General features: G+C 69.9%; 25 protein-coding genes, 1 tRNA gene and 1 pseudogene. 21 read left to right on the top strand and 6 right to left on the bottom strand.

The window, feature by feature from the left end:
• Nucleotides 1–797 (bottom strand): annotated as a pseudogene (locus ABT367_RS21160) (SCO7613 C-terminal domain-containing membrane protein); the annotation flags it as partial.
• 88 nt (nucleotides 798–885) lie between these two features.
• On the opposite strand from ABT367_RS21160, the gene ABT367_RS21155 reads away from it, so the two are divergent.
• Together ABT367_RS21155 and ABT367_RS21150 are read left to right on the top strand one after the other, a co-directional pair.
• Nucleotides 886–1,332, top strand: coding sequence for an SRPBCC family protein (locus tag ABT367_RS21155; protein ID WP_352254621.1), 447 nt, complete (start codon nucleotides 886–888; stop codon nucleotides 1,330–1,332).
• Between the two features lie 51 nt (nucleotides 1,333–1,383).
• Nucleotides 1,384–1,455, top strand: a tRNA-Val gene (locus ABT367_RS21150).
• Nucleotides 1,456–1,507: 52 nt separating this feature from the next.
• Here ABT367_RS21150 and ABT367_RS21145 read toward each other — a convergent pair.
• On the bottom strand, nucleotides 1,508–2,233 hold the full coding sequence (locus ABT367_RS21145) for a 3'-5' exonuclease (protein ID WP_352254620.1): 726 nt from the start codon (nucleotides 2,231–2,233) through the stop codon (nucleotides 1,508–1,510).
• A gap of 219 nt (nucleotides 2,234–2,452) precedes the next feature.
• Between ABT367_RS21145 and ABT367_RS21140 the strand changes: the two genes are divergently transcribed.
• The 3 genes from ABT367_RS21140 to thrS all read left to right on the top strand — a co-directional run bounded on the left by ABT367_RS21140 (nucleotide 2,453) and on the right by thrS (nucleotide 6,331).
• Nucleotides 2,453–3,019, top strand: coding sequence for a DUF4365 domain-containing protein (locus tag ABT367_RS21140; protein WP_352254619.1), 567 nt, complete (start codon nucleotides 2,453–2,455; stop codon nucleotides 3,017–3,019).
• Nucleotides 3,016–4,236: a hypothetical protein gene (locus tag ABT367_RS21135; protein WP_352254618.1), complete on the top strand. Its 1,221-nt coding sequence runs from the start codon at nucleotides 3,016–3,018 to the stop codon at nucleotides 4,234–4,236. Before ABT367_RS21140 ends, ABT367_RS21135 begins: the two co-directional genes overlap by 4 nt.
• A gap of 115 nt (nucleotides 4,237–4,351) precedes the next feature.
• Nucleotides 4,352–6,331, top strand: coding sequence for a threonine--tRNA ligase (gene thrS, locus ABT367_RS21130; RefSeq protein ID WP_352254617.1), 1,980 nt, complete (start codon nucleotides 4,352–4,354; stop codon nucleotides 6,329–6,331).
• A 98-nt stretch (nucleotides 6,332–6,429) separates the two neighbouring features.
• Here thrS and ABT367_RS21125 read toward each other — a convergent pair whose 3' ends face one another.
• A complete protein-coding gene (locus ABT367_RS21125; RefSeq protein ID WP_352254616.1) occupies nucleotides 6,430–7,092 on the bottom strand; it encodes a potassium channel family protein in 663 nt (220 codons plus the stop codon).
• A gap of 67 nt (nucleotides 7,093–7,159) precedes the next feature.
• On the opposite strand from ABT367_RS21125, the gene ABT367_RS21120 reads away from it, so the two are divergent.
• The gene (locus tag ABT367_RS21120) at nucleotides 7,160–7,720 is read left to right on the top strand and encodes an HIT family protein (protein WP_352254615.1); all 561 of its coding nucleotides are present in this window, start codon (nucleotides 7,160–7,162) and stop codon (nucleotides 7,718–7,720) included.
• Nucleotides 7,721–7,765: 45 nt separating this feature from the next.
• Here the strand turns inward: ABT367_RS21120 and ABT367_RS21115 are convergent, their stop codons facing one another.
• Together ABT367_RS21115 and ABT367_RS21110 are read right to left on the bottom strand one after the other, a co-directional pair.
• Complete coding sequence (locus tag ABT367_RS21115; protein ID WP_352254614.1) at nucleotides 7,766–9,442, bottom strand: hypothetical protein; 1,677 nt, start codon at nucleotides 9,440–9,442, stop codon at nucleotides 7,766–7,768.
• 229 nt (nucleotides 9,443–9,671) lie between these two features.
• Complete coding sequence (locus tag ABT367_RS21110) at nucleotides 9,672–11,879, bottom strand: elongation factor G-like protein EF-G2 (RefSeq protein ID WP_352254613.1); 2,208 nt, start codon at nucleotides 11,877–11,879, stop codon at nucleotides 9,672–9,674.
• A gap of 285 nt (nucleotides 11,880–12,164) precedes the next feature.
• On the opposite strand from ABT367_RS21110, the gene pgsA reads away from it, so the two are divergent.
• From pgsA to ABT367_RS21090, 4 genes are read left to right on the top strand one after another with little or no spacing between them, the layout of a single operon-like run.
• On the top strand, nucleotides 12,165–12,890 hold the full coding sequence (gene pgsA / locus ABT367_RS21105; protein WP_352254612.1) for a phosphatidylinositol phosphate synthase: 726 nt from the start codon (nucleotides 12,165–12,167) through the stop codon (nucleotides 12,888–12,890).
• On the top strand, nucleotides 12,890–13,819 hold the full coding sequence (locus ABT367_RS21100) for a phosphatidylinositol mannoside acyltransferase (protein ID WP_352254611.1): 930 nt from the start codon (nucleotides 12,890–12,892) through the stop codon (nucleotides 13,817–13,819). Before pgsA ends, ABT367_RS21100 begins: the two co-directional genes overlap by 1 nt.
• A complete protein-coding gene (locus ABT367_RS21095) occupies nucleotides 13,816–14,979 on the top strand; it encodes a glycosyltransferase family 4 protein (RefSeq protein ID WP_352254610.1) in 1,164 nt (387 codons plus the stop codon). The genes ABT367_RS21100 and ABT367_RS21095 overlap by 4 nt, the downstream gene beginning before the upstream one ends.
• 24 nt (nucleotides 14,980–15,003) lie before the next feature.
• Nucleotides 15,004–15,297, top strand: coding sequence for a DUF6980 family protein (locus tag ABT367_RS21090; RefSeq protein WP_352254609.1), 294 nt, complete (start codon nucleotides 15,004–15,006; stop codon nucleotides 15,295–15,297).
• Between the two features lie 71 nt (nucleotides 15,298–15,368).
• Here the strand turns inward: ABT367_RS21090 and ABT367_RS21085 are convergent, their stop codons facing one another.
• Nucleotides 15,369–16,607 carry a thioesterase domain-containing protein gene (locus ABT367_RS21085; protein ID WP_352254608.1) on the bottom strand — a complete coding sequence of 413 codons (1,239 nt, stop codon included), beginning with the start codon at nucleotides 16,605–16,607 and terminating at the stop codon, nucleotides 15,369–15,371.
• 73 nt (nucleotides 16,608–16,680) lie between these two features.
• On the opposite strand from ABT367_RS21085, the gene ABT367_RS21080 reads away from it, so the two are divergent.
• The 11 genes from ABT367_RS21080 to ABT367_RS21030 all read left to right on the top strand — a co-directional run bounded on the left by ABT367_RS21080 (nucleotide 16,681) and on the right by ABT367_RS21030 (nucleotide 26,368).
• Nucleotides 16,681–17,226, top strand: coding sequence for a hypothetical protein (locus ABT367_RS21080; protein WP_352254607.1), 546 nt, complete (start codon nucleotides 16,681–16,683; stop codon nucleotides 17,224–17,226).
• Nucleotides 17,227–17,381: 155 nt separating this feature from the next.
• A complete protein-coding gene (gene pdxS, locus ABT367_RS21075) occupies nucleotides 17,382–18,287 on the top strand; it encodes a pyridoxal 5'-phosphate synthase lyase subunit PdxS (protein WP_165330522.1) in 906 nt (301 codons plus the stop codon).
• 5 nt (nucleotides 18,288–18,292) lie between these two features.
• A complete protein-coding gene (gene pdxT / locus ABT367_RS21070; RefSeq protein WP_352254606.1) occupies nucleotides 18,293–18,895 on the top strand; it encodes a pyridoxal 5'-phosphate synthase glutaminase subunit PdxT in 603 nt (200 codons plus the stop codon).
• Between the two features lie 48 nt (nucleotides 18,896–18,943).
• The gene (locus ABT367_RS21065) at nucleotides 18,944–19,696 is read left to right on the top strand and encodes a YebC/PmpR family DNA-binding transcriptional regulator (protein WP_352254605.1); all 753 of its coding nucleotides are present in this window, start codon (nucleotides 18,944–18,946) and stop codon (nucleotides 19,694–19,696) included.
• A 120-nt stretch (nucleotides 19,697–19,816) separates the two neighbouring features.
• Nucleotides 19,817–20,416, top strand: a complete 600-nt coding sequence (gene ruvC, locus ABT367_RS21060; RefSeq protein WP_352254604.1) for a crossover junction endodeoxyribonuclease RuvC — start codon at nucleotides 19,817–19,819, stop codon at nucleotides 20,414–20,416.
• Complete coding sequence (ruvA, locus tag ABT367_RS21055) at nucleotides 20,413–21,021, top strand: Holliday junction branch migration protein RuvA (RefSeq protein WP_199549808.1); 609 nt, start codon at nucleotides 20,413–20,415, stop codon at nucleotides 21,019–21,021. The genes ruvC and ruvA overlap by 4 nt, the downstream gene beginning before the upstream one ends.
• 56 nt (nucleotides 21,022–21,077) lie before the next feature.
• The gene (gene ruvB, locus ABT367_RS21050; protein WP_352254603.1) at nucleotides 21,078–22,157 is read left to right on the top strand and encodes a Holliday junction branch migration DNA helicase RuvB; all 1,080 of its coding nucleotides are present in this window, start codon (nucleotides 21,078–21,080) and stop codon (nucleotides 22,155–22,157) included.
• A gap of 163 nt (nucleotides 22,158–22,320) precedes the next feature.
• Nucleotides 22,321–22,779, top strand: a complete 459-nt coding sequence (gene yajC / locus ABT367_RS21045) for a preprotein translocase subunit YajC (RefSeq protein ID WP_352254602.1) — start codon at nucleotides 22,321–22,323, stop codon at nucleotides 22,777–22,779.
• A gap of 154 nt (nucleotides 22,780–22,933) precedes the next feature.
• Nucleotides 22,934–24,691, top strand: a complete 1,758-nt coding sequence (gene secD / locus ABT367_RS21040) for a protein translocase subunit SecD (RefSeq protein WP_352254601.1) — start codon at nucleotides 22,934–22,936, stop codon at nucleotides 24,689–24,691.
• Nucleotide 24,692: 1 nt separating this feature from the next.
• Nucleotides 24,693–25,832 (top strand): protein translocase subunit SecF, encoded by a 1,140-nt coding sequence (gene secF, locus ABT367_RS21035; RefSeq protein ID WP_352254600.1) that lies wholly within the window; start codon nucleotides 24,693–24,695, stop codon nucleotides 25,830–25,832.
• Nucleotides 25,829–26,368: an adenine phosphoribosyltransferase gene (locus tag ABT367_RS21030; protein ID WP_165330531.1), complete on the top strand. Its 540-nt coding sequence runs from the start codon at nucleotides 25,829–25,831 to the stop codon at nucleotides 26,366–26,368. Before secF ends, ABT367_RS21030 begins: the two co-directional genes overlap by 4 nt.
• Nucleotides 26,369–26,484: the final 116 nt, after the last annotated feature.

Below are 26,484 nucleotides of genomic sequence, written 5' to 3'. Positions count from 1 at the left end.
GCGGCGTCCAGGATCAGGCCCGTGGCCGTGAGCAGGCCGAACAGGCCGACCGCCGCGGCACCCGCACCGGCCGTCACCCGTACCGGCATACGCGTGACATACAGCGCGGCCGTCGTGGACGCGGCCGAGGTCACGAGCAGGGCGGCGCTGAGCAGGTGCGGACCCGCATCCGATGACGCCCACCAGAGCAGCAGCGGGAGTTGGGCGGTGGCCACGCCCGCCGGAAGCGGCAGGTGAAGATCCCGTACGAGCAGGCCGTAGGCCGTCCAGAGCGCGGCGAGGAGGGCGCAGGCGGCGGCCGCGTAGGCGAGCGGGTCGGTGTCCGGCAAGGCGGCGGCGTGCAGGGCGTACGCGTCGAGGACCGTCAGGAGGAGGCCGACCGCCGCGATCACCTCGGCCGTCGCGGACAGACCGCGGCGCAGGAGGAGGACCGGCAGTGCCAGAGCGCCCGCGGTGATCGTGCCGAGTACCGCACTGCGCCCGCCGATCCCCATGGAGCCCCAGCTCACGAGGGTGAAGGCGATCGCCGCGATGGCCAGCAGGATGCCGCCCAGGGCCAGCAGGACGTTCTGCACGCCAGGGGCGGCGGTCTCGCGCGGACCCGCGGTCCCGGGCCGCCGTGCGTCCGGGCCCGTCGTGGCCGGCGTGCGCGCAGGCCAGGCCGGTGGCGTGCTCTGCTGCAGGACGCCGACCAGCCAGGCCCTGCGGGTCAGCAACTGGGCGCGGCGGGCGTCCAGTCGGGCCAGTTCGAGATCGAGGATGCGCAGTTCCTCGGCCGGCGGCGGAATGCTCGTCATGGCACGCAGTGTGGTCCGCGTCATACGGCCGCGGATGCGCTCAGGTACTCATCTCCCCCTGAGTACGTCCCGGGGCGACACTGGAGACATGGACTGGAGTCACTACCGCTTCCGGAGTGTCTGGGACCTGCCGGCGAGGCCGGACGCGGTGTTCCGGGTGCTCGAGGAGGTGGAGGCGTACCCCTCCTGGTGGCGCGAGATCCGCGAGACGATCCGGCACGACGAGGACACCGGGGTGGTGCGGATCCGGTCCTTCCTGCCGTACGAGCTGCTCGTCACTGTCCGCTCCGCACGGCGCGATCCCGAGGCCGGGGTGCTCGAAGTGGCGGCGAGCGGGGACCTGCAGGGGTGGGCCCGTTGGACCGTCTCCTCGTACAACGGCGGGTCGCGTGCCGTGTACGAGCAGGAAGTGCGGGTGCAGCGGGGCCTGATGCGGCGGTTCGCCGTGCCGGGGCGGCCGGTGTTCCTGCTCAACCACGCGCTGATGATGCGCAATGGGAGGCGCGGCCTGGTCGGATACCTGGGCCGACGGTGAGAACGGGTTTGAACCGGGGCCGTCCCGACCTGTATGGTTCAGTGCGTTCCCGGGCGATTAGCTCAGTGGGAGAGCGCTTCGTTCACACCGAAGAGGTCACTGGTTCGAACCCAGTATCGCCCACCCGGAAGAAGGCCGGTCCGTCATCGACGGACCGGCTTTTTCGTGTACGGGATCAGGCCGCGGCCGGCAGTTCCGGGCGCAGGGGCCAGGCCGGGTCCACCACCTCCACCGTGCCGCTGCGGGCGAACCAGGCCTGAAGGCCCCGGGCCTGGCCCGCGTGCCACACCGCCTGGAGCGAGTGCAGCTCGGCCGGGTTGAGGCGTTCGAGACGGGCCGCGAAGCGGCGGCCTATCGCGCGGATGACATCCAGGGAGGCCCGGGCGTCGGCGGCCGCGTCGTGCGCGCCCGTCAGCTCCACCTCGTAGTGCTCGCACAGATCGGTCAGGGTGCGACGGCCCTTGCGGTAGCGGTCCAGGTGCTTGTCGAGGACCCGCGGGTCGAGCACGCACAGCGGGTGGTTCTCCAGATAGCGGCCGAGCGACGACGCGCGGTGGCGGCGTAACTCGCGGTCCAGGAGCGTGAGATCGAACGGCGCGTTCATCACGACCAAGGGCCGTCCCGAGGCGTTGAGTTCGGCCAGCTCGCGGGCTATCTCCTCCATCACGGGGGAGGGCCAGCGGCCGTTGCGCTGCAGATGGTCGTCGGTCAGTCCGTGGACTTCCGTGGCGCCCGCGGGCACCGGTATGCCCGGGTTGACCAGCCAACGGGTCGTCCGTGCCCGGGCGCCCGCCGAGTCCTGGACGACGATCGCGGCGGACACGATGCGGTCGCTTTCCACGTCCACGCCGGTGGTTTCGGTGTCGAAGGCGGCCAGGGGTCCCTCGTACCAGCACGTCATAGTGATGCAACTCCCTGTTCACTCCTGGCAGATGATGCGCTACCCCTGCCCCGACCTGGTGATGCCCGGACCGTTTGCGGCGTATGCCGACCGGTCACAACACAAGTGACGGAAACGGGAGTTGACCGCCCGTCGCGGGAGAATCTCTACTTTTCGATCACTCCGGCTTTCCACGTGGGAGCCGGAGGCACCGGCCCCACCCCGGAAGGCTCGTCGATCATGGCGCTCGCGCAGCCCGAAAACAGTGGGCTGCTGCCCGAGCGGACTGCACCGCTGCGCGGCACCCTCGCCACCACCGCCTGCATGGAGACCCTGCAGGTGGGATATCTGCACGCCGTCGCCGCCGCCGCGGGGTGCTCGCTGTCGCAGCCCTTTCCGGACAACGGGATCGACTGGCACGTCAGTCACAGCGCGCCGGGGCACGCGATCGACGACGAGGTCACCATCAAGGTGCAGCTCAAGGCCACGTACCAGACAGCGCCCAACCCCCCTGGCTCCGCCTTCTCGTTCACGCTCGACAACGAGCATCTGGCGAAGCTGGCCCGTACCCCGGTGTCGGTGCACAAGATCCTGGTGGTGATGCTCGTGCCGCGTTCCCAGGAGGACTGGCTCAGAGCGAGCCACGACCGGCTCGATCTGCGGCACTGCTGCTACTGGGTCAACCTCGCCGGCCACCGGATCACCGGCAGGCGCCGCACGACCGTACGCATTCCGACGGCACGGATATTCGACGACCGGGCGCTCTGCGAGATCATGACGCGGGTCGGGACGGGAGGCAGGCCATGACGCCTTCGAGGCAGCACCGTCCGACCGATGAGCCGCTGAGGCCGCACCCGGTCGACGGGTTCGAAGCGGCCCCCGCTACGCGGGTAGATCCCGCCGTGCTCCGGGAGTTGCTCGACCGGCACGGCTGGCGGCGGCGCGGAGGCGCCGTCGGGCGCTATGCGCGTTGGACGCCGCCGGGTGGCTCTTCCGGTACGAGTCTGCTGGTCCCCGAGAGCCGGGCCTTCCCGGACAGTGAGGATCTCCTCGACGAGGCGCTGCTCGCGTTGTCGCGCAGCGCCGCTCCGTCCGCACGCGACGTACTCGTGGCGCTCGCGCTGCCGAGCGACGAGGTCCGCTGGTCGCGCGATGTGCCGGCCGGGCCCGCCGGTACCGCGCCCTGGGCGGTGGAGGAGGAACTGCGGGGCGCGGCGCGGAAGATGCTGATCGCCGGGGCGCTGGCCCTGCGCGGGCGCGCCGGGTACTACGGCGCCCGGCACCGCCGACCGGCCGCAGGATCGCTGCGTGAGCTCCTGGTCGGACCCGCGCCCGGCGGCCGTGAACTGACGGCGTTCGTGCCCGTCGAGACCGGCCGCGCCCTCGTCGTACGACTGCATCACGCGCTGTACGCGGCCAGGGAGGCCATCGACTATCAGCGGGCCACCGGCGGGATGGAGGCCTTCGACACCGCGATCGAGGCCGGGGTCAGCCAGGAGCTGACCGAGGCGGTCGTCGCGCTGGTGCGCGGCACGGAGGGGGCGCGGGTCACGTTCGCGTGGGCTCCGGCGGCCGGGGTGCCGGAAGGGTGTGCGCCACGGCCCGAGGCGGTGGAGTTCTCACCCGGTGATCTTCCGGTGCTGCGGGAGGCGGGGGCCCGGTTCCTGCGCGAGGAGCCCGCTCTGCCGGTACGGATCACCGGGACCGTCGTACGGATGCGGCGCAACGGGCCCCGCGGCACGGGCACGGTGCGGCTGCGGGTCATCGCGGGTGCGGACGTACCGCATGTGCGGCTGAGCCTGGACGAGGAGGCGTACCGGATCGCGGGCAGTGCGCATCTGGTCGGGCTGCCGATCCGGGTCAGCGGGCGCCTGGAGAGCCGGGGCGGGTTCCGGCGGCTGACCGGGGCGTCGGACGTGGTGCCGGTGCAGGTGGACGAGGCCGTACGGGACCGGATGATGAAGTCGCTGCAGGAGAACCTCGACTTCTTCGAGGAGGCGTGCAGCGGCGAGGACGGGGACTGAGCGCGGGGTGCGGGGGAGCGGGTAACCGTTTCGCGATCGGTGGGGTCGGCTCGGTACGATTCGATCTGCGTGGCCATTCGTACGGCGACGCGACCCCTTCAGCTAGGAGAGACCCGTGTCTGACGTCCGTGTGATCATCCAACGCGATTCCGAGCGGGAAGAACGCGTGGTGACTACGGGCGCTACGGCCGCGGAGCTCTTCGCCGGCGAGCGCACCATCGTCGCCGCCCGTGTCGCGGGCGAGCTCAAGGACCTCGCGTACGAGCTGCGCGACGGCGACGAGGTCGAGGCTGTCGAGATCTCCTCGAAGGACGGTCTGGACATCCTGCGGCACTCCACCGCGCACGTCATGGCGCAGGCCGTGCAGGAGCTGTTCCCCGAGGCGAAGCTCGGCATCGGCCCGCCCATCAAGGACGGCTTCTACTACGACTTCGACGTCAAGGAGCCCTTCACCCCCGAGGACCTCAAGCGCATCGAGAAGAAGATGCAGGAGATCCAGAAGCGGGGGCAGCGCTTCTCGCGCCGTGTCACCACCGACGAGGACGCGCGCGTCGAGCTCGCCGACGAGCCGTACAAGCTGGAGCTCATCGGCCTCAAGGGCAATGCCGCGCAGGCCGCCGACGGCGCCGACGCCGAGGTGGGCGCAGGCGAGCTGACCATCTACGACAACCTGGACGCCAAGACCGGTGACCTGTGCTGGAAGGACCTCTGCCGAGGCCCGCACCTGCCCACCACCCGTGTCATCCCCGCGTTCAAGCTGATGCGCTCGGCCGCCGCGTACTGGCGCGGCAGCGAGAAGAACCCGCAGCTGCAGCGGATCTACGGCACCGCCTGGCCCTCGAAGGAGGAGCTCAAGGGCTACCTGGAGTTCCTCGCCGAGGCCGAGAAGCGCGACCACCGCAAGCTCGGTGCGGAGCTCGACCTGTTCTCCTTCCCGGAGGAGCTTGGCCCCGGTCTCGCGGTCTTCCACCCCAAGGGCGGTGTGATCCGCAAGGTCATGGAGGACTACTCGCGGCGTGCCCACGAGACCTCCGGCTACGAGTTCGTGAACACCCCGCACATCTCGAAGGAGAAGCTCTTCGAGATCTCGGGCCACCTGCCGCACTACGCGGAGGGCATGTTCCCGCCCATCGAGTTCGACGAGCAGAACTACCGCCTCAAGGCGATGAACTGCCCGATGCACAACCTGATCTTCAAGTCCCGCGGCCGTTCGTACCGTGAACTGCCGCTGCGGCTCTTCGAGTTCGGCACCGTCTACCGGTACGAGAAGTCCGGCGTCGTGCACGGTCTGACCCGCTCGCGCGGCTTCACCCAGGACGACTCGCACATCTACTGCACCAAGGAGCAGATGCCGCAGGAGCTGGACACGCTTCTGACCTTCGTGCTCGATCTGCTGCGGGACTACGGTCTGACCGAGTTCGAGCTGGAGCTGTCCACCCGCGACGAGTCCGACAAGTTCATCGGCACGGACGAGGACTGGGCGGAGGCCACCGAGGCGCTGCGGCTCGCGGCCGAGAAGCAGAACCTTCCGCTGGTCGCCGACCCGGGTGGTGCCGCGTACTACGGGCCGAAGATCTCCGTGCAGGTCAAGGACGCGATCGGCCGGTCCTGGCAGATGTCGACCATCCAGGTCGACTTCAACCAGCCCAAGCGCTTCAACCTCGAGTACACCGCGGGCGACGGTTCGCGTCAGCAGCCGGTGATGATCCACCGGGCGCTGTTCGGCTCGATCGAGCGGTTCTTCGGCGTGCTGCTCGAGCACTACGCGGGTGCCTTCCCGGCGTGGCTCGCGCCCGTGCAGGCCGTCGGCATCCCGATCGGTGACGCGCACGTCTCCTACCTGGAGGACTTCGCGGCCAAGGCGCGCGAGAAGGGCCTGCGGGTCGAGGTGGACTCGTCCTCGGACCGTATGCAGAAGAAGATCCGCAACCAGCAGAAGGCCAAGGTGCCCTTCATGGTCATCGCGGGCGACGAGGACATGAACGCCGGTTCGGTGTCCTTCCGTTACCGCGACGGCTCGCAGGAGAACGGCATTCCGGTCGACGAGGCCATCGCGAAGATCGCGAAGGTGGTCGAGGAGCGGGCGCAGATCTGATTCCGATCTGCCGCTTTTGCTGTACGAGGCCCCGGGCGTGCTGCCCGGGGCCTCGTGCCGTTCCCGGGGTGTGCCTCGTGCCGTTCGCTGGATGCCGCTCAGCGCCGGCCGCGCTCTTCGCGCTTGTCGTCCTCCACCGTGAAGACCTGGATCAGCCACGACGAGAACGAACCCGTCACCGCGCCGAGCAGTCCGAGACCGCAGGCCATCATGCCCACCGCGACGAGGCGGCCGACGGGGGTGACCGGTGTCGTGTCCCCGTAGCCGACGGTGGACAGGGTGGTGCAGGTCCACCAGACCGCGTCGCCGAAGGTGCGGATGTTGGCACCCGGGGCCGCGTGCTCCTGGTGGTAGACCGCCAGCGCGCCGGCGAAGCCGAGCAGCACGGCCGACATCCCCGCGTAGACCATCACGCGTGCGTACAGGCTCAGGCGTGGTTCGCCATGTCGCAGCTGGACGGCCTCGTAGAGGCGCACCACCCGCAGGGGGCGCAGCAGGGGCAGCAGCATCACCAGGGTGTCCAGACCGTGGGTGCGGACGTACTTCAGGCCGAGCCCGCTCATCCGCCAGCGCACCGCGTAGTCCACCACGAACAGGGCCCAGCTGCCGAAGGCGACCACCAGGCAGATGTCGCGCCAGGGGTAAGACATGCCATGAGCCAGCACGCGGGCCGCGTACGCACCCAGGAAAAGGATCGAGGCGACGGCGAGGGGGATTTCGGTGCGCCTGCGCCAGCGCTCCTGAGGGCTGTCGTCTTCCATCCGGTCAGCTTCGCCGGAGCGGTCGGCGGTAGGGCCCCGGCGACACGCTCCGAACGGGCGAAGCCATATGCTGCACAGCATGACGAGTGAGCCGGAGCAGCAGATCGGAGTGGGGACCAAGGACGCGTTCCAGCGCCTGTGGACGCCCCATCGGATGGCCTATATCCAGGGCGAGAACAAGCCCACCGGCCCGGGTGCCGAGGACGGCTGTCCCTTCTGCTCGATTCCGGGGAAGTCCGACGAGGACGGCCTTGTCGTGGCGCGTGGCGAGCAGGTGTACGCGGTGCTGAACCTGTACCCGTACAACGGCGGCCATCTGATGGTCGTGCCCTACCGGCACGTCGCGGACTACACCGAGCTGACCGGCCCGGAGACCGCCGAACTCGGTGAGCTCACGAAGCAGGCGATGTCCGCGCTGCGTATCGCTTCGGGCGCGCACGGGTTCAACATCGGGATGAACCAGGGGACCGTGGCCGGCGCCGGTATCGCGGCCCACCTGCACCAGCACATCGTGCCGCGCTGGGGTGGCGACACCAACTTCATGCCGGTGGTCGGGCACACCAAGATCCTGCCGCAACTCCTCGCCGATACGCGCAAGATGCTGGCGGACGCCTGGCAGGTGGGCTGAACCCCCGCTCGGGCCCGGCCGCCGAAGCCGGGCCCGCCCTGACGGTCACGCGTCGTACACATCCGCCTTGCGCGGCGTCGGGTCCTGCACCAGTCCGCTGAGGATGAGGGAGCGGTTGTCCCAGCGCTCGGTGTCCACGCCGTTCTCCTGGAGCACCTTGAGCGCGGAGGCATGCACCACGCGCAGCACCGGCGTCGCCGTGCGCAGGGCGTCGTCGGCCATGAAACGGTGCCGCCACGGCTTGTCGGCCCACGCGTGCCGCAGACCGAAGGGCTCGGGCAGCACCAGCTTGCCGCCGAGGAAGTCGAGGATCGGCGGATACCAGGTGAAGGGCGCACGCGCCGCGAGCCGGACCACGTCGGTGGTGCTCACCAGCGGCTGCTTGACCTCCTTGGTCTCCCAGAACCTGACCGTCTTCGCGACTTCCTTGACCTTGGCCTTCGGCTTGGTGGTGAACAGGGCGTGCACCGGGCCCAGCGCATGCCCGGTGACCTCGATCCGCAGTGTGTGATGCAGCACGGTGACGGTGATCAGCATGGTGACCACCAACTGGCCGTCCCACAGCCGGAACTGCACGCCCAGATAGTGGCGGTCGCCGCTGCCGAACTGCTGCTCGTTGCAGATCCGCTGTATCTCATGGCCCTTGATCTGGTACGCCTCGACGTCGGTGCCCTTGGGGCGCGCGACCTCCTTGGCGTTCTCCCCGACGGGCGTGACGATCCAGTGGCGTATCGAAGGGGTGGGGAAACCGCCCGTGTGCAGTGGGCCGCGCTCCAGGAGCCGCAGCTGGTCGTGGATCGCGCGGATGACGTCCCAGCTGCGGAAGGGGTGGATCTCCGTGGCCGGTTCGCGTGGTGTCAGCTCCTCGGCGAGCTGCCAGCTGCCCCAGCGTGTGCCCATGCCGAGGATGCCTTTGGGGCCCGCGTAGAACACCGAGTTGGACTGCTGCTCGGCGGTGAGGTGGGCCAGGCCCTGGCGCAGGCGCTCGGCGGCCGTCTCGTTGGGGTTGGTGGGCACCGCCTCCGGGATCTTCGCGCCGATACCGCCGCCGGCGAGGAGGCTCTCCCAGCGCAGACGCAGGTCCTTGGCCGTGCGCTCGCATATCTGCTTGGCGAGCAGCCAGCCGATCACCGGCGCCACGATCATGGCACGCAGATAGAGACCGGCTATCCCCGTGAACGGCAGCCGGATCAGGAAGAGCAGCAGCAGGCCGCCGGCGCCCACGAGCACCGCCGTGGACAGCGCCTGGGCGCGCTTGTCCTTCTGGTCGCCGATCCACTTCCGGGCCTGGAAGATCAGCAGCCAGATCAGCAGTCCGGGCAGGAACAGTACGCCGAACACGCCCATCACCACGGTGAGTTGGGTGTCCCGCTGCTTGCGGATCCCGGTCGCGGCGAGACAGTGCTCGACCACTGCCTGCGGCTCGGTGCCGAAGGACTGGATCAGGGGCTTGCGTCCGCCGCCGAGCGTGCGCACCTGGACGGCCCGCGAGAAGGCCTCGCCCAAGTCCGGCTTGAAGAGCGACAACTTGCCCTTCTTTATCTCGGACTTGTGCCACTCGCTGTTCGCCTTGAGCAGCTCGTCGACATCGGTGTCCCGGTACGCGGCCGAGGCCAGGGCATGCGTCGCCGCGGTCTCGCCCGCGGCGCCCGAAAGAGGCACCTGGGCACCGGGCCTGAAATCGAAGGCCGAATCAAACTCGTTCGCCACTGCTGCCCCCATCGCCGCCTCGCTGCTTCTGCGGCCTTCCCGACTTCCCTGCTCGGCACACCTTTTGACTTGCCATCAGGTGGCGGTCCGCAGGTCGGATGCGCAGATCAACAATGTATCGGGCGGTGACAAGGGGTGTCCGGGCCTGTGGAAAACCTCTCTGCGGTTGTCCACAGGCTGCACGGACCGCCCGCGCCGAGAGGGGAACGGCGCGGGCGGCTGTCCACCGCCGGCCACGGCCTCAGCTCGAACTCTCCGCCTCCTCCCGCAACTTGGCGGCCTGCTGCGGCGGCATCGGCTCATGCCGCGCATAGCGCCGGCTGAAGCGCCCGGTTCCGTGCGAGAGCGAGCGCAGATCCACCGCGTACCGCCCGATCTCGATCTCCGGCACCTCGGCCCGTACGAGCGTGCGCCCGCCCGGCGACTGCTCGGTGCCGACCACGCGGCCGCGCCGACCGGACAGATCGCTCATCACGGCGCCCACATAGTCGTCCGCGACCAGGATCTGCACCTCGCTGACCGGTTCGAGGAGATGGATCGTCATCCCCGCCGCCGCCTCCCGCAAGGCCAGCGCGCCCGCCGTCTGGAACGCGGCGTCGGAGGAGTCCACCGAGTGCGCCTTGCCGTCCAGCAGCGTCACCCGTACGTCCACCAGCGGATATCCCAGCGCGACACCTCGGGTGGCCTGGGCCCGTATCCCCTTCTCGACGGACGGGATGAACTGCCGCGGCACCGCACCCCCCACGACCTTGTCGACGAACTCGATGCCCGCGCCGCCCGGCAGCGGCTCCACCTCGATCTCGCAGATCGCGAACTGACCGTGTCCGCCGGACTGCTTCACATGCCGTCCGCGCGCCGCCGCCTTGCCCGCGAAGGTCTCGCGCAGCGACACCTTGTGCGGGACGACGTCGACCTGCACACCGAACCGGTTGCGCAGCCGCTCGAGGGCGACATCGGCATGGGCCTCGCCCAGGCACCACAGGACCACCTGGTGGGTGTTCTGGTTCTGCTCGAGACGCATCGTCGGATCCTCGGCGACCAGCCGCGAAAGACCCTGCGAGAGCTTGTCCTCGTCCGGTTTGCTGTGCGCCTGGATGGCCAGTGGCAGCAGTGGGTCCGGCATGGTCCACGGCCGCATCAGGAGCGGCTCGTCCTTGTGGGACAGGGTGTCCCCGGTCTCGGCCCGGCTCAGCTTCGCCACACAGGCCAGGTCTCCCGCGATGGCCTTGGTGAGGGTGCGCTGCTGTTTGCCGAACGGCGAGGACAGGGCGCCGATCCGCTCGTCCACGTCATGGTCCTCATGTCCGCGGTCGGCCAGGCCGTGGCCCGAGACATGCACGGTCTCATCGGGACGCAAGGTCCCCGAGAAGATCCGTACGAGAGAGATCCGCCCCACATAGGGGTCGGAGGAGGTCTTCACGACCTCGGCGACGAGCGGGCCCTCCGGATCGCACGCGGCCACCTCGCGCGGCGCTCCGGACGGGGTGGTCACCTCGGGGGCCGGGCGCTCCAGGGGAGTGGGGAAGCCACCCGTGATCAGCTCGAGGAGCTCCACCGTGCCCAGGCCCTGCTTGGAGCCCTCGGCCGCGGGCGCCGCGGCGAGCACCGGGTGGAAGATGCCGCGGGCCACCGCGGTCTCCAGGTCCCCCACGAGGGTCTTGAAGTCGATCTCCTCACCGCCCAGATAGCGGTCCATCAGGGATTCGTCCTCGCTCTCGGCGATGATCCCCTCGATGAGCCGGTTGCGGGCCTCCTCGATCAGCGGTAATTCGTCACCGGACGGCGGGCGCTCCTTGCGCTCGCCGGAGGAGTAGTCGAAGACCTTCTGCGAGAGCAGCCCGATCAGCCCGTGCACGGGCGCGTGCCCATCGGCACCCGCCTCGCCGTGCAGTGGCAGGTAGAGCGGCAGTACGGCATCGGGGTCGTCGCCGCCGAAGGTCTCGGCGCAGGCCCGGGTCATCTGCTCGAAGTCGGCCCGTGCGGCCTCCAGGTGCGTGATGACGATGGCCCGTGGCATCCCGACGGCCGCGCACTCGTCCCACACCATGCGGGTGGCGCCCGAGATGCCCTCCGTTCCCTCCGCTGCCGAGACAACGAAAAGGGCCGCGTCCGCTGCTCGCAGACCGGCCCGCAGTTCCCCGACGAAATCCGCGTATCCCGGAGTGTCGAGGAGGTTGATCTTGATCCCGCCCCATTCGACGGGTACGAGGGACAGCTGGACCGAGCGTTGCTGGCGATGCTCGATCTCGTCGTAGTCGGAGACGGTGCCGCCGTCCTCCACACGGCCCGCCCTGTTCACCGCCCCCGCGCTGAGTGCGAGGGCCTCCACCAGAGTCGTCTTGCCGCAGCCGCTGTGGCCGACCAGCACCACATTCCGTACGGACGCGGGGTGGTCGGCCGTCAGAGCCCTGCCGGCGGCCCCAGGGTGTGCATTTGCCTTGTCGCCCATGCCTTGCCTCCCGGTTTTCTTGCACGGTGAGGAGAAGGGCGCGGACACGCGGAAACCGCGTGCTGGATCAGGCTCGAATGGGCCGGCGGCTTCGGCGACGCCCGCGGTGCCTTCGAGCTTTCCACTCAGGTCTTCCTGCGTCCATACGTCGTACGTGATCGCCCGGGTGCGCGTGCGACCGGGGCTCCGCGGGTGGAGCGGGCCGCCCCGTGACTACGATGGGCCAGCCGGTGGCCGCAGGGGCCGCGCGGCCCGCCACCCCCCTTGGGAAGAGGCTCGAAGGCCATGCTGAACAAGTACGCGCGTGCGTTCTTCACGCGTGTTCTCACGCCGTTCGCCGCGTTTCTGCTCCGCAGGGGGGTCAGCCCCGACGCGGTCACCCTGATCGGGACGGCCGGTGTGGTGGCGGGTGCGCTGTGGTTCTTCCCGCGCGGGGAGTTCTTCTGGGGCACCATCGTCATCACCCTGTTCGTGTTCTCCGACCTGGTGGACGGGAACATGGCGCGCCAGGCCGGCATCTCGAGCCGCTGGGGCGCGTTCCTCGACTCGACGCTCGACCGGGTCGCCGACGGTGCGATCTTCGGCGGCTTCGCACTCTGGTACGCGGGCAAGGGCGACGACAACATCCTGTGCGCGGTCGCCATCTTCTGTCTGGCGAGCGGCCAGGTGGTCTCGTACACGAAGGCACGTGGTGAATCGATCGGCCTGCCCGTCGCGGTGAACGGCCTGATCGAGCGCGCCGAGCGTCTGGTGATCTCGCTGGTCGCGGCCGGCCTCGCGGGTCTGCACGCGTTCGGCGTGCCGGGGATCGACGTCCTGCTGCCGATCGCGCTGTGGATCGTGGCCGTCGGCAGCCTGGTCACGCTCGGCCAGCGGGTCGTGACGGTACGCCGGGAGTCGGCGGAGGCGGACGCCGCGGCGGCCGATGCCTCCGTACAGGAGAGTGCGGCCCTGCAGGAGAGCACGGCACCGGAGAACGAAAACGCGGCACGGGGGAGCGAGACGGCCTGATGAGCAAGACGACGGAGAAGCTGACGGACGCGCTGTACGGGCTCGGCTGGGGGACGGTCAAGAAGCTCCCGGAGCCTGTCGCGGTCCGCCTGGGCCGGACCATCGCCGACATCGCGTGGAAGAAGCGCGGCAAGGGGGTGCAGCGGCTCGAGGCCAACTACGCGCGGGTGGTCCCGGACGCGAGCCCCGAGCGGCTCGCCCAGCTGTCCAAGGCGGGCATGCGCTCGTACATGCGGTACTGGATGGAGTCCTTCCGGCTGCCGGCCTGGCCCGAGGAGCGCATCCGCGGCGGCCTCGACCTCAAGGACGTCCACTACATGACCGACGCCCTTGCCTCCGACAAGGGCGTGGTCCTCGCGCTCCCGCACCTGGCCAACTGGGACCTGGCCGGCGCCTGGCTCACCACCGAGATGGAGACGCCTTTCACGACCGTGCAGGAGCGGCTCAAGCCGGAGTCCCTGTACGACCGGTTCGTGGCGTACCGCAGCAGTCTCGGCATGGAGGTCCTGCCGCACACCGGAGGCGCCGCCTTCGGGACCCTCGCCCGGCGGCTGCGCGCGGGAGGTGCGGTGTGCCTGGTCGCGGACCGCGATCTGTCCGCGTCCGGTGTCGAGGTGAAGTTCTTCGGCGAGACCGCGCGGATGCCCGCCGGGCCGGCGATGCTCGCCCAGCAGACGGGTGCGCTGCTGCTGCCGGTGACGCTCTGGTACGACGACACGGCTGTCATGAAGGGCCGTATCCACGCGCCCGTCGAAGTCCCCGAGACAGGTACCCGGGCCGAGAAGACGTCCTCGATGACGCAGGCCCTGGCGGACGCTTTCGCCACGGGTATCGCCGAGCACCCGGAGGACTGGCACATGCTGCAGCGGCTGTGGCTCTCGGACCTCGACCCCGAGAAGGCTCCACGCCCCGAGAAGGGCACTCAGTGAAGATCGGCATCGTCTGTCCGTACTCCTGGGACGTGCCGGGCGGCGTCCAGTTCCACATCCGCGACCTCGCCGAGCATCTGATCCGGCTCGGTCACGAGGTGTCGGTGCTCGCCCCGGCCGACGACGACACCCCGCTGCCGCCCTACGTGGTGTCGGCGGGCCGTGCCGTTCCCGTGCCGTACAACGGGTCGGTGGCGCGGCTCAGCTTCGGATTCCTGTCGGCGGCCCGGGTGCGCAGATGGCTGCACGACGGCACCTTCGACGTGATCCACATCCACGAGCCGGCCTCGCCCTCGCTCGGGCTGCTCACCTGCTGGGCGGCGCAGGGGCCGATCGTCGCGACCTTCCACACGTCCACCGCCCGGTCGCGGGCCATGGTCGCCGCGTATCCGATCCTGCAGCACGCGCTCGAGAAGATCAGCGCGCGGATCGCGGTCAGCGAGTACGCGCGCCGCACGCTGGTCGAGCACCTCGGCGGTGACGCGGTGGTCATCCCCAACGGGGTCGACGTGGACTTCTTCGCGCGGGCCGAGCCCAAGGCGGAGTGGCAGGGCGGGACGCTCGGCTTCATCGGCCGGATCGACGAGCCCCGCAAGGGACTTCCCGTCCTGATGAAGGCGCTGCCCAAGATCCTGGCGGAGCTGCCCGACACCCGGCTCCTCGTCGCGGGGCGTGGCGATGAGGAGGAGGCCGTGGCCTCGCTGCCGGCCGAGATGCGCTCGCGCGTCGAGTTCCTCGGCATGGTCAGCGACGAGGACAAGGCGCGGCTGCTGCGCAGCGTCGACGTGTACGTCGCCCCGAACACCGGCGGTGAGAGCTTCGGCATCATCCTCGTCGAGGCCCTGTCCGCGGGCGCACCGGTGCTCGCCTCCGACCTGGACGCGTTCGCGCAGGTCCTGGACCAGGGCGGCGCGGGCGAACTGTTCGCCAACGAGGACGCGGAGGCACTGGCCACGGCCGCGGTGAAGCTCCTCGGCGACGCCAACCGCCGCGCCGAGCTCAGCGAACGGGGCAGCGCCCACGTCCGCCGCTTCGACTGGTCGACGGTCGGCGCGGACATCCTCGCTGTGTACGAGACGGTCACGGACGGCACGACCTCGGTCGCGGCGGACGAACGGTCGACGGGGCTGCGTGCACGGTTCGCGCGGGCGCGGGACTGAGCGGTGCGGCACTGCTGTACGGCCATGTCCCGTCAGCTCGCGCACCAGTGCCAGGTGCATCCGGACCCGTACGCCTGCCCTGATGCGCTCGTGGGCTTCAACGCGAAGTTCGCCGAGTACGGCCTGATCATCCACGACGGCGGCCAGTCGAGCAGCACGATCGCCTTCTGCCCGTGGTGTGGAGCCCGGCTGCCGGCCTCCCAGCGCGACCGCTGGTTCGACGAGTTGGAGCAGGCCGGCATCGACCCTTGGCAGGACGAGATCCCGCCCGAGTTCGAGGACGGGCGCTGGATGCAACCCGTCCCAGGGGACGGCTAGCGGGCTGCCGCAGGTTCGCCGCCTAATGGGAGCGACTGCCGAGCCGGCTCACTTCGGCGCGAGCGGCGGCCTCACTTCGGCGTGAGCAGCGGCCAGACCTCGATGTCCGACTGTTCGCCCCAGACCGGGTCGCCGTGCCCGTAGCCCGGGACGACCTGGAACGTGACGTGGCGGTTGCCGTTGCGGCGGATCAGGTGCGCGCCCAAGGGGTGGTCGCCGCGGCCGAGTTCCATGTTGATCCAGACGACCTCGGCGCGGATCCGGTCCCAGGCGATGCGGTACGTGGCGTCGTCGCCGGCCCAGATCGCGCACAGGTCGCGCAGCAGGGCGTGCGGGACGAGGCCGCTGCCCAGGTCCCCGGTGGCCTCGCCCCACACCGGCAGCGGGCTGTGCGCGAGCGTGAAGCGGTCCTCGGCGGGGGAGGCCCCGAAGGTGTACGTGCCTGCGGCGTGGCCCTGGCGGTAGATCCAATTGGCCGGTCCCGGAAGGGTGTTGGTGCGGATCAAGGCGTAGTGGGCGAGACCGGCGTTCGTGAAGCGGGTCGTGGGATCGACGGGGCGCGGCACCGGGCTCGCCCCGTCCGGGTCGGACAGCGCGCGGGCGAGCAGGCCCTCGAGCCCTGGGTCGTTGGCGTACGAGCCCTGGTCGATCAGGGACTGGAACGCGTCGCGCGCCTGCCCGGCCCGCACAGCCGGTTCCCCTTCGTAGGGGCCGGTGGTGTCCAGGAGGACGACCCGCTCGAGACGCCTGCCGTCCCCGCGGCCTGCCAGGTCCAGCGCGAGCGCCGCGCCCGCCGAGTGGCCGATGAGCTGGTACGGGAGCCGGAGCGCCGCGTCCACGGCGTCGATCACGCGGCGGGCGTCCACGCGGTGCGCGGCCAGGCCCCATCCGGCGCCGATGTCGGCGGCCGTGGCGAGGTCCTCGCGCGGAGTGATGCCGATGACCAGGTGGCCGAGGCGGCGCAGATGGTGGGCGAGGTTGCGCTCGCGCGGGGTGAAGAAGTTCGCCGTGAAGTTCAGGCCGCCGCCGGGCAGCAGATAGGCGAGCGAACGCGGCCGCTGTGCCGTGTCGGCGACCACGTCCACGGCGTAGGGCACGCCGTCGTCCTCGATCAGGAACCTGGTGCGGGTCCAGCCGATGCCGCGGTCGACGACCGTGGGTGCGGCGCCCAGCGCATCGGCCATCGCACCGAGCCCAGCGGCCATCTCTCCGTGCACACCGCCGGATTGACCGGCGGCCGCCGTCCCGCTCCCCAACGCCGCCGTCGCCATGCCCACCGCGCCTGCGGCCAGCACCTGCCGCCTGTCCATGGAACCCCCCTGAAGTCGTCCGGGCCGTCCGGCGTGAAAGAGCGACGCCCTGGTCCCGGTAGCCTTTCCGCCCGTGACCGTAACGCTGATCTGGATCGCCGTAGCCCTGTTCGCCATCGGCTTGTATCTGAGCTGGACCGCCGGGCGCCTCGACCGGCTGCACGCCCGGATCGACGCGGCACGGGCGGCACTTGACGCCCAGCTCCTGCGCCGGGCCTCGGTCGCACAGGAGCTGGCCACGTCCAACGTGCTCGATCCGGCGGCCTCGATCGTCCTGTACGAGGCCGCGCACGCCGCGCGCCAGGCCGAGGAGGAACAGCGGGAGGTCGCCGAGAGCGATCTCAGCCAGGCGCTGCGCGCCGTGTTCGGGGACACCGACCAGGTCGAGGCGGTGCGCGAGGCGCCCGGTGGTGAAGAGGCGGCGGAGGAGCTGGCCCAGGCGGTCCGCAGGGTGCCGATGGCGCGGCGCTTCCACAACGACGCCGTACGCGCGGCCCGGGCGCTGCGGCGCCACCGCAAGGTGCGGCTGTTCCGTCTCGCGGGGCACGCGCCCTTCCCGCTGGCCTTCGAGATGGACGACGAACCGCCCACCGCGCTGGCGGACCGGCCCGGGTCCTAGGCCCCGTGCCACTGAGGGCCTAGGTCCCTGACCAGGCAGTACGTGGCCCTCGTACGGAAAAATGAGCCACCGGCTACCCATTGGCCCTTGTTGTGGACTGCTCCAGGGAGTTGCCTGTAGTCACACCGTCTTCCTTCACTCCAGTGAGGTCATCCGTGGCTACCAACACCCCCGAAACCCCCGCCACCGGCACCGCCCGCGTCAAGCGCGGCATGGCCGAGCAGCTCAAGGGCGGCGTCATCATGGACGTGGTCAACGCCGAGCAGGCGAAGATCGCCGAGGACGCGGGTGCCGTGGCCGTCATGGCCCTGGAGCGGGTGCCGGCCGACATCCGCAAGGACGGCGGCGTGGCCCGTATGTCCGACCCGAACATGATCGAAGAGATCATCGAGGCCGTCTCCATCCCGGTCATGGCCAAGTCCCGCATCGGCCACTTCGTCGAGGCGCAGATCCTGCAGTCGCTCGGCGTCGACTACATCGACGAGTCCGAGGTCCTCACCCCGGCCGACGAGGTCAACCACAGCGACAAGTTCGCGTTCACGACCCCGTTCGTCTGCGGCGCCACCAACCTGGGCGAGGCGCTGCGCCGTATCGCCGAGGGCGCGGCCATGATCCGCTCCAAGGGCGAGGCCGGCACCGGCAACGTCGTCGAGGCCGTCCGCCACATGCGCCAGATCAAGAACGAGATCGCGCGCCTTCGCGGCTACGACAACAACGAGCTGTACGCCGCCGCCAAGGAGCTGCGCGCCCCGTACGAGCTGGTCAAGGAGGTCGCCGAGCTCGGCAAGCTCCCCGTCGTGCTGTTCTCCGCCGGTGGCGTGGCCACCCCGGCCGACGCCGCTCTGATGCGTCAGCTCGGCGCCGAGGGCGTCTTCGTCGGCTCCGGCATCTTCAAGTCGGGCGACCCGGCCAAGCGCGCCGCCGCCATCGTGAAGGCCACCACCTTCTACGACGACCCGAAGATCATCGCGGACGCCTCCCGCAACCTGGGCGAGGCCATGGTCGGCATCAACTGCGACACCCTGCCCGAGACCGAGCGCTACGCGAACCGGGGCTGGTAGTCCCCATGGCAACCACTCCTGTCATCGGCGTCCTTGCTCTTCAGGGCGACGTACGGGAGCACCTCATCGCCCTGGCCGCGGCGGATGCCGTGGCCAGGGCGGTGCGGCGCCCCGAGGAGCTCGCCGAGGTCGACGCCCTGGTCATCCCGGGCGGCGAGTCGACCACGATCTCCAAACTGGCCGTCCTCTTCGGCCTGTTGGAGCCCCTGCGTGAGCGCGTACGCGGCGGGATGCCCGTCTACGGCACCTGCGCCGGCCTGATTCTGCTCGCCGACAAGATCCTCGACCCGCGCTCGGGCCAGGAGACGATCGGCGGCATCGACATGATCGTGCGCCGCAACGCGTTCGGACGGCAGAACGAGTCGTTCGAGGCGTCCGTGGACGTCCGGGGTCTGGGCCCGGTCGAGGGTGTCTTCATCCGCGCCCCGTGGGTCGAGTCCGTCGGCGCCGAGGTCGAGGTGCTCGCCGAGCACGGCGGCCACATCGTCGCCGTACGTCAGGGCTGGTCGCTCGCCACGTCGTTCCATCCGGAGCTCACGGGCGACCACAGGGTGCACGGGCTGTTCGTCGAGATGGTCCGGGAGAAGGCGGCTGCCGGATCCCGGTAGGATCTCTGTCGTTCGTACAGAGATTGGTTACGCGAAGGAGACAGGCAGATGTCCGGCCACTCTAAATGGGCCACGACTAAGCACAAGAAGGCCGTGATCGACGCCAAGCGCGGCAAGCTCTTCGCGAAGCTGATCAAGAACATCGAGGTCGCCGCGCGTACGGGCGGCGCCGATGTCAGCGGCAACCCGACGCTCGAGGACGCCATCCAGAAGGCGAAGAAGAGCTCGGTCCCGAACAAGAACATCGACTCCGCGGTCAAGCGCGGCGCGGGCCTCGAGGCCGGCGGCGCCGACTACGAGACGATCATGTACGAGGGCTACGGCCCCAACGGTGTCGCGGTGCTCATCGAGTGCCTCACCGACAACCGCAACCGCGCCGCGTCCGACGTCCGCGTCGCCATGACGCGCAACGGCGGCAACATGGCCGACCCCGGTTCCGTCTCGTACCTCTTCAACCGCAAGGGCGTCGTGATCGTCCCCAAGGGCGAGCTGACCGAGGACGACGTCCTCGGCGCGGTCCTCGACGCGGGCGCCGAAGAGGTCAACGACCTGGGCGAGTCCTTCGAGGTGCTCTCCGAGGCGACCGACCTGGTCGCGGTGCGCACCGCGCTCCAGGACGCCGGGATCGACTACGACTCGGCCGACGCCAACTTCGTCCCGACCATGCAGGTCGAGCTGGACGAAGAGGGCGCACGCAAGATCTTCAAGCTGATCGACGCGCTCGAGGACAGCGACGACGTGCAGAACGTCTTCGCCAACTTCGATGTCTCCGACGAGATCATGGAGAAGGTCGACGCCTGATCCGTACCGAAGCGGCGGGCCGACGGGAAACTTCCTGTCGGCCCGCCGCTTTGTCGCTCGCCGCAGTTGTCGGTGGCACCCGATAGCCTGCACAAACAGACGAGCGAAGGGAGGGGCGTTGTGCGGGTTCTGGGAGTCGACCCAGGTCTGACCCGGTGCGGCGTCGGCGTCGTCGAAGGTGTGGCGGGCCGGCCGCTCACCATGTGCGGTGTAGGTGTCGTACGGACGCCCGCGGACGCCGAGTTGGGCTCGCGCCTCGTCGCCATCGAGCAGGGCATCGAGCAGTGGCTCGATGAGCACCAGCCCGAATTCGTCGCCGTGGAGCGGGTGTTCAGCCAGCACAACGTACGGACGGTGATGGGCACCGCCCAGGCCAGCGCCGTCGCGATGCTCTGCGCCGCGCGCCGCGGCATCCCGGTGGCCCTGCACACACCGAGCGAGGTCAAGGCCGCCGTCACGGGCAGCGGACGGGCCGACAAGGCCCAGGTCGGCGCCATGGTCACCCGTCTGCTGCGGCTCGACGCACCGCCCAAGCCCGCCGACGCCGCCGACGCCTTGGCCCTCGCCATCTGCCATATCTGGCGCGGGCCCGCCAAGAACCGCCTCCAGGAAGCGGTCGCCGCGCAGACCCGCCTCCAGCAGGCCGCTGCCGAAAGCCGTCCGCCGAACCGTCTCCAGCAAGCCGCAGCACTGCACGCATCGAAAGGCCGAACCAAATGATCGCCTTCGTCAGCGGCCCCGTCGCCGCCCTCGCCCCCGACGCTGCTGTCGTCGAGGTCGGCGGGATCGGCATGGCCGTGCAGTGCACGCCGAACACCCTGTCCGGCCTGCGCCTCGGCCAGCAGACCAAGCTGGCGACCTCCTTGGTCGTACGGGAGGACTCGCTCACTCTGTACGGCTTCGCGGACGACGACGAGCGCCAGACCTTCGAGCTTCTGCAGACCGCGAGCGGAGTGGGACCGCGCCTGGCCCAGGCGATGCTCGCGGTGCACTCGCCGGACGCGCTGCGCCGGGCCGTCGCGACCGGCGACGAGAAGGCGCTGACCGCGGTGCCGGGCATCGGCAAGAAGGGGGCGCAGAAGCTGCTCCTGGAATACAAGGACCGGCTCGGCGCGCCTCTGGGCACGGCGTCCACGGTCGGCGCCCAGGCCACCGCCTCCTGGCGCGACCAGCTGCACGCCGCGCTGATCGGGCTCGGATACGCGACGCGTGAGGCGGACGAGGCCGTCACCGCGGTCACCCCGCAGGCCGAGGCCATGGACGGCACCCCGCAGGTCGGCCCGCTCCTCAAGGCCGCGCTGCAGACGCTCAACCGCACCCGCTGACCCTGCGCATCCCCGTACATCCGTAAGCACGAACCGAACTGGCGAGGCACTCCACCGTGAACTGGGACGACACCGCACAGCCGGCCGACGACACCACGGGCCGGCTGGTCGGATCCGCCGCGGACGGCGAGGACCAGGCCGTAGAGGCGGCGCTGCGCCCCAAGTCCCTGGCCGAGTTCGTCGGCCAGGAACGGGTGCGCGAGCAGCTCGACCTCGTGCTCAGGGCGGCCCGCCAGCGCGGCGCCACCGCCGACCATGTGCTCCTGTCCGGAGCCCCCGGCCTCGGCAAGACCACGCTCTCGATGATCATCGCGGCCGAGATGGAAGCCCCGATCCGCATCACCAGCGGCCCCGCCATCCAGCACGCCGGAGACCTGGCCGCGATCCTCTCCTCCCTCCAGGAGGGCGAGGTCCTCTTCCTCGACGAGATCCACCGGATGTCGCGGCCCGCCGAGGAGATGCTGTACATGGCGATGGAGGACTTCCGCGTCGACGTCATCGTCGGCAAGGGGCCCGGCGCCACCGCCATCCCCCTTGAGCTGCCGCCCTTCACGCTGGTCGGCGCCACCACCCGCGCGGGTCTGCTGCCGCCGCCGCTGCGCGACCGCTTCGGCTTCACCGCCCATATGGAGTTCTACGAGCCGGCCGAGCTGGAGCGCGTCATCCACCGCTCCGCCGATCTGCTCGACGTCACCATCGACACCGACGGCGCCGCCGAGATCGCGGGCCGCTCCCGTGGCACGCCGCGTATCGCCAACCGCCTGCTTCGCCGCGTACGGGACTATGCGCAGGTCAAGGCCGACGGCCGGATCACCCAGGAGATCGCCGCGGCGGCGCTGCGCGTCTACGAGGTGGACGCGCGCGGGCTCGACCGGCTCGACCGGGCCGTCCTGGAGGCACTGCTCAAGCTGTTCGGCGGCGGACCTGTCGGCTTGTCGACTCTCTCGGTCGCGGTGGGGGAGGAGCGCGAGACCGTCGAAGAGGTCGCCGAGCCCTTCCTCGTACGGGAAGGACTGCTGGCCCGTACCCCGCGCGGCCGCGTGGCCACTCCCGCGGCGTGGGCGCATCTGGGTCTCACGGCGCCGCAGAGTCACGGAACCGGCGGATCCGGACAAGGCGACCTGTTCGGGGCGTGACGGCGAGGGTGCTCGCTCCGTATGGAACCCCGGTGCCATGCTGAGCGTTGTTCCATCCGTGCGGACTCGCTTAGACTCCGCCGATGCCGCCCTTATCGGCGGTGTGCCCACCCCCATCCAGAAGGCCGCTCATCTGCGCGGTCGTGCGAAGGAAACCCGTCCCGTGAATATCTTGAGCCTCCTTCCGTTCATCTTGATCATCGGGGTCATGTTCCTGATGACCCGTTCTGCCAAGAAGAAGCAGCAGCAGGCGGCCGAGATGCGCAACCAGATGCAGCCCGGCACGGGTGTCCGCACGATCGGGGGCATGTACGCGGTCGTCAAGGAAGTCAGCGACGACGCCGCCACGCTCGAGGTGGCCCCGGGCGTTCACGCGATCTACGCGAAGAACGCGATCGGCGCCGTCCTCGACGACGACGAGTACAACCGCATCGTCCACGGCATCACCCCCGGCGACGTCGATGACGCCCCGGAGGTTCCGGACGACGCTTCCTCCCTGACCCAGGCCGACGAGCCCGCCGACGCCGATGTGTCGGCCGACTCGCCCATCGACCTCGGCAAGAAGGACGCCGACGGCGACGCCGAGCCGAAGAAGACCGAGGGCGAGGGCGACACGAAGTAGTCACGGCCGAGGACCGCGGTGCGCCCCAGGCGCGGCGCGGTCCTCGGAACGTGCGGCTTCGCGTCGCCTCCCGACACCACTTCATGGCCGCCCAGGGCCCGCTGACCGGCTACGAGCCGGCTGCCCGGGCGGTTGGACAGGGAGAAACGAGAAGGTGGCAGCACCGAAGAAGGCCAGGAGGCAGAGCGGCCAGCCCAAGCCGGGACGCGCTCTGGCCCTGATTCTCATCATCATGGTGGCGCTCACCGGGGGCATGTTCCTGTCCGGGCACACCACCCCGCGACTGGGCATCGACCTCGCGGGCGGCACGAGCATCACGCTCGAGGCCAAGAATGAACCGGGCGCGAAGAACGCGATCAACCCGACCAACATGAACACCGCGGTCAGCATCATTGAGCGCCGTGTCAACGGTCTGGGCGTTTCCGAGGCCGAGGTTCAGACCCAGGGCGAGAAGAACATCATCGTCAACATCCCCAAGGGGACTGACGAGGAGCAGGCGCGCGAGCAGGTCGGCACGACCGCTCAGCTCTACTTCCGCCCGGTGCTCCAGCTCGCGGCCGGCGACCCGAAGGCCGACCCGGCGGCGTCGCCGTCGGCGACGCCCTCCGCCTCGGAGAGCGGCAAGGACAAGGACAAGGACGAGAAGGCCTCGCCTTCCGCCAGTTCCAGCTCCACCCCGCAGGGGCGCGCCGTCACGGACGCCCTGAAGGACACCACCCCGTCTCCCTCGGCGAGCGACTCCGGCGACCCCAAGGCGTCCCCGAGCCCCAGCGCCAGTGAGTCCGTGGACCCCGCGACCAAGGACCTCGCCGCCAAGTTCGCCGCGCTGAACTGCACGGACAAGAAGCAGCGCACCGAAGCGGCCCAGGGCACCAAGCCCGAGGACACGATCATCGCCTGCGGCACCAACAACCTGGGCCAGTGGGAGAAGTACGTGCTCGGCCCGGCCGCCGTGGCCGGTAAGGACGTCGACGACTCCAAGGCCGTGATCGACCAGCAGCAGGGCATCTGGAAGGTCACGATGGACTTCTCGAGCGGTGGCTCGAAGAAGTTCGCGAAGATCACCGGTGAGCTGTCCAAGCAGCAGCCCCCGCTGAACCAGTTCGCCATCGTGCTCGACAACAACGTCGTCTCCGCGCCGACCGTCAACCAGACGCTCAGCTCGAACGCCGAGATCACCGGTTCCTTCACGCAGGAGTCCGCCGAAGAACTGGCGAACATGCTGAAGTACGGTTCGCTGCCGCTGACCTTCTCCGAGCAGAGCGTCGACACCGTCACCGCCGCGCTCGGCGGCGAGCAGCTGGAGGCCGGTCTGATCGCCGGCGCCATCGGTCTCGCCCTGGTCGTGATCTACCTGGTGGTCTACTACCGGGGCCTCTCGCTGATCGCGCTGCTGTCGCTCGCGGCCTCCGCGGTTCTCACGTACACCCTGATGTCCCTGCTCGGCCCGGCCATCGGCTTCGCGCTGAACCTGCCGGCCGTCTGCGGCGCCATCGTGGCGATCGGTATCACCGCGGACTCGTTCATCGTGTTCTTCGAACGCATCCGGGACGAGGTGCGCGAGGGCCGTACGATCCAGCCGGCCGTCGAGCGTGCCTGGCCGCGTGCGCGGCGCACGATCCTGGTGTCCGACTTCGTATCGTTCCTGGCCGCCGCGGTGCTGTTCATCGTGACCGTCGGCAAGGTGCAGGGCTTCGCGTTCACGCTGGGTCTGACCACGCTGCTCGACGTCGTGGTGGTGTTCCTGTTCACCAAGCCGCTGATGACGCTCATGGCGCGCAAGAAGTTCTTCCGCAGCGGCCACCCGTGGTCGGGGCTCGACCCCAAGCGTCTGGGCGCCAAGCCCCCGCTGCGCCGTTCCCGTCGTACCACTGGCCCTGCCGCCGGTACCGTCGACCCGAAGGAGGCGTGAGATGTCGAAGCTCGGCAACCTCGGCGCCAGGCTGTACCGCGGCGAAGTCGGCTATGACTTCATCGGCAAGCGGTTCATCTGGTACGGCGTCTCGGTCCTGATCACCATCACGGCCGTCGTGGCCCTTGCGGTGCAGGGCCTCAACATGGGCATCGAGTTCAAGGGTGGCGCGGTCTTCAATACGCCGAAGACATCCGTCTCGGTCGAGAAGATCACGGAAGTGGCCGAGAAGGCCTCGGGTCACCAGGCGATCGCCCAGAAGCTGGGCAAGGGCGGCACACGCGTCCAGATCGCCGGTGTGGACGTCGCCAAGTCCAGCGAGATCAAGCAGGCGCTCGCCGAAGAGCTCGGCGTCCCCGCCAAGTCGATCAACTCGGAGCTGGTCGGCCCCAGTTGGGGTGAGCAGATCGCGCAGAAGGCATGGACGGGCTGCATCGTCTTCATGATCCTGTGCGTGATCTATCTGGCGATCGCGTTCGAGTGGCGGATGGCGGTCGCGGCCCTGGTGGCCCTGATCCACGACATCACGATCACCGTCGGGATCTACTCCCTCGTGGGCTTCGAGGTCACCCCGGGCACGGTGATCGGTCTGCTCACGATCCTCGGTTACTCGCTCTACGACACGGTCGTGGTCTTCGACTCCCTCAAGGAGGGCTCGAAGGACATCACGAAGCAGACCCGCTACACGTACAGCGAGATCGCCAACAAGTCGATCAACTCCACGCTGGTCCGTTCCATCAACACCACCGTGGTGGCGCTGCTCCCGGTCGCGGGTCTGCTGTTCATCGGTGGCGGTGTCCTGGGCGCCGGCATGCTGAACGACATCTCGCTCTCGCTGTTCGTGGGTCTCGCCGCCGGTGCGTACTCCTCGATCTTCATCGCCACCCCGCTCGTCGCCGACCTCAAGGAGCGCGAGCCGGCGATGAAGCAGCTGAAGAAGCGGGTGCTCGCCAAGCGCGCGGCCGCCGCCGCCAAGGGCGAGTCGTCCGAGGGCCCGGACGCCGCCGGCACGTTCGACGACGCGGTGCCCGCGGACGCGGCCCCGGCTGTCGTCGGCCAGCGTGGCGTCGAGCCGGCTGCCCGCACCCAGCCCTCGTCGCGTGCGCGCGGCAAGGGCCGTCCCTCGGGGAAGCGCCGATGACCGGGGCGGCGGAGCTGCTGCTCAGCCGTATCCGCGACGTACCGGACTATCCGCAGCCCGGCGTGGTGTTCAAGGACATCACGCCGCTGCTCGCGGACCCGGCCGCGTTCACGGCCCTCACGGACGAGCTCGCCGAGCTGTGCGTACGGCACGGCGCGACGAAGATCGTCGGCCTGGAGGCGCGGGGATTTATCCTCGCGGCTCCGGTCGCCATCCGCGCGGGCCTCGGCTTCATCCCCGTACGCAAGGCGGGCAAGCTCCCCGGAGCGACGCTCAAGCAGGCGTACGACCTGGAGTACGGCAGCGCCGAGATCGAGGTGCACGCCGAGGACCTGGCCGCGGGCGACCGCGTCATGGTCATCGACGACGTCCTCGCCACCGGCGGCACGGCCGAGGCCTCGCTGCACCTGGTGCGGCGGGCGGGCGCCGAGGTCGCGGGCGTGGCCGTGCTGATGGAGCTCGGTTTCCTGGGCGGCAGGGCCCGCCTGGAGCCGGCCCTGAAGGGCGCCCCGCTGGACGCGGTGCTCGTCGTCTGAACCAGTCCGACCCAGCTGCAAACCCTGCGAGGGCGGGTTTCCGGAGACTTCCGGGACCCGTCCTCGCGGCGTTTCCCCCAAGGCGCGGCTGCGATGCGGCGACGTCCGACGCACGT

The sequence above is a fragment of the Streptomyces mesophilus genome (assembly GCF_040300965.1).
In the GTDB taxonomy this organism is placed as follows: Bacteria; Actinomycetota; Actinomycetes; order Streptomycetales; family Streptomycetaceae; genus Streptomyces; species Streptomyces mesophilus_A.
The sequence above is the reverse complement of the archived record's forward strand: the minus strand, read 5'-3'. Positions and strand labels throughout refer to the sequence as shown.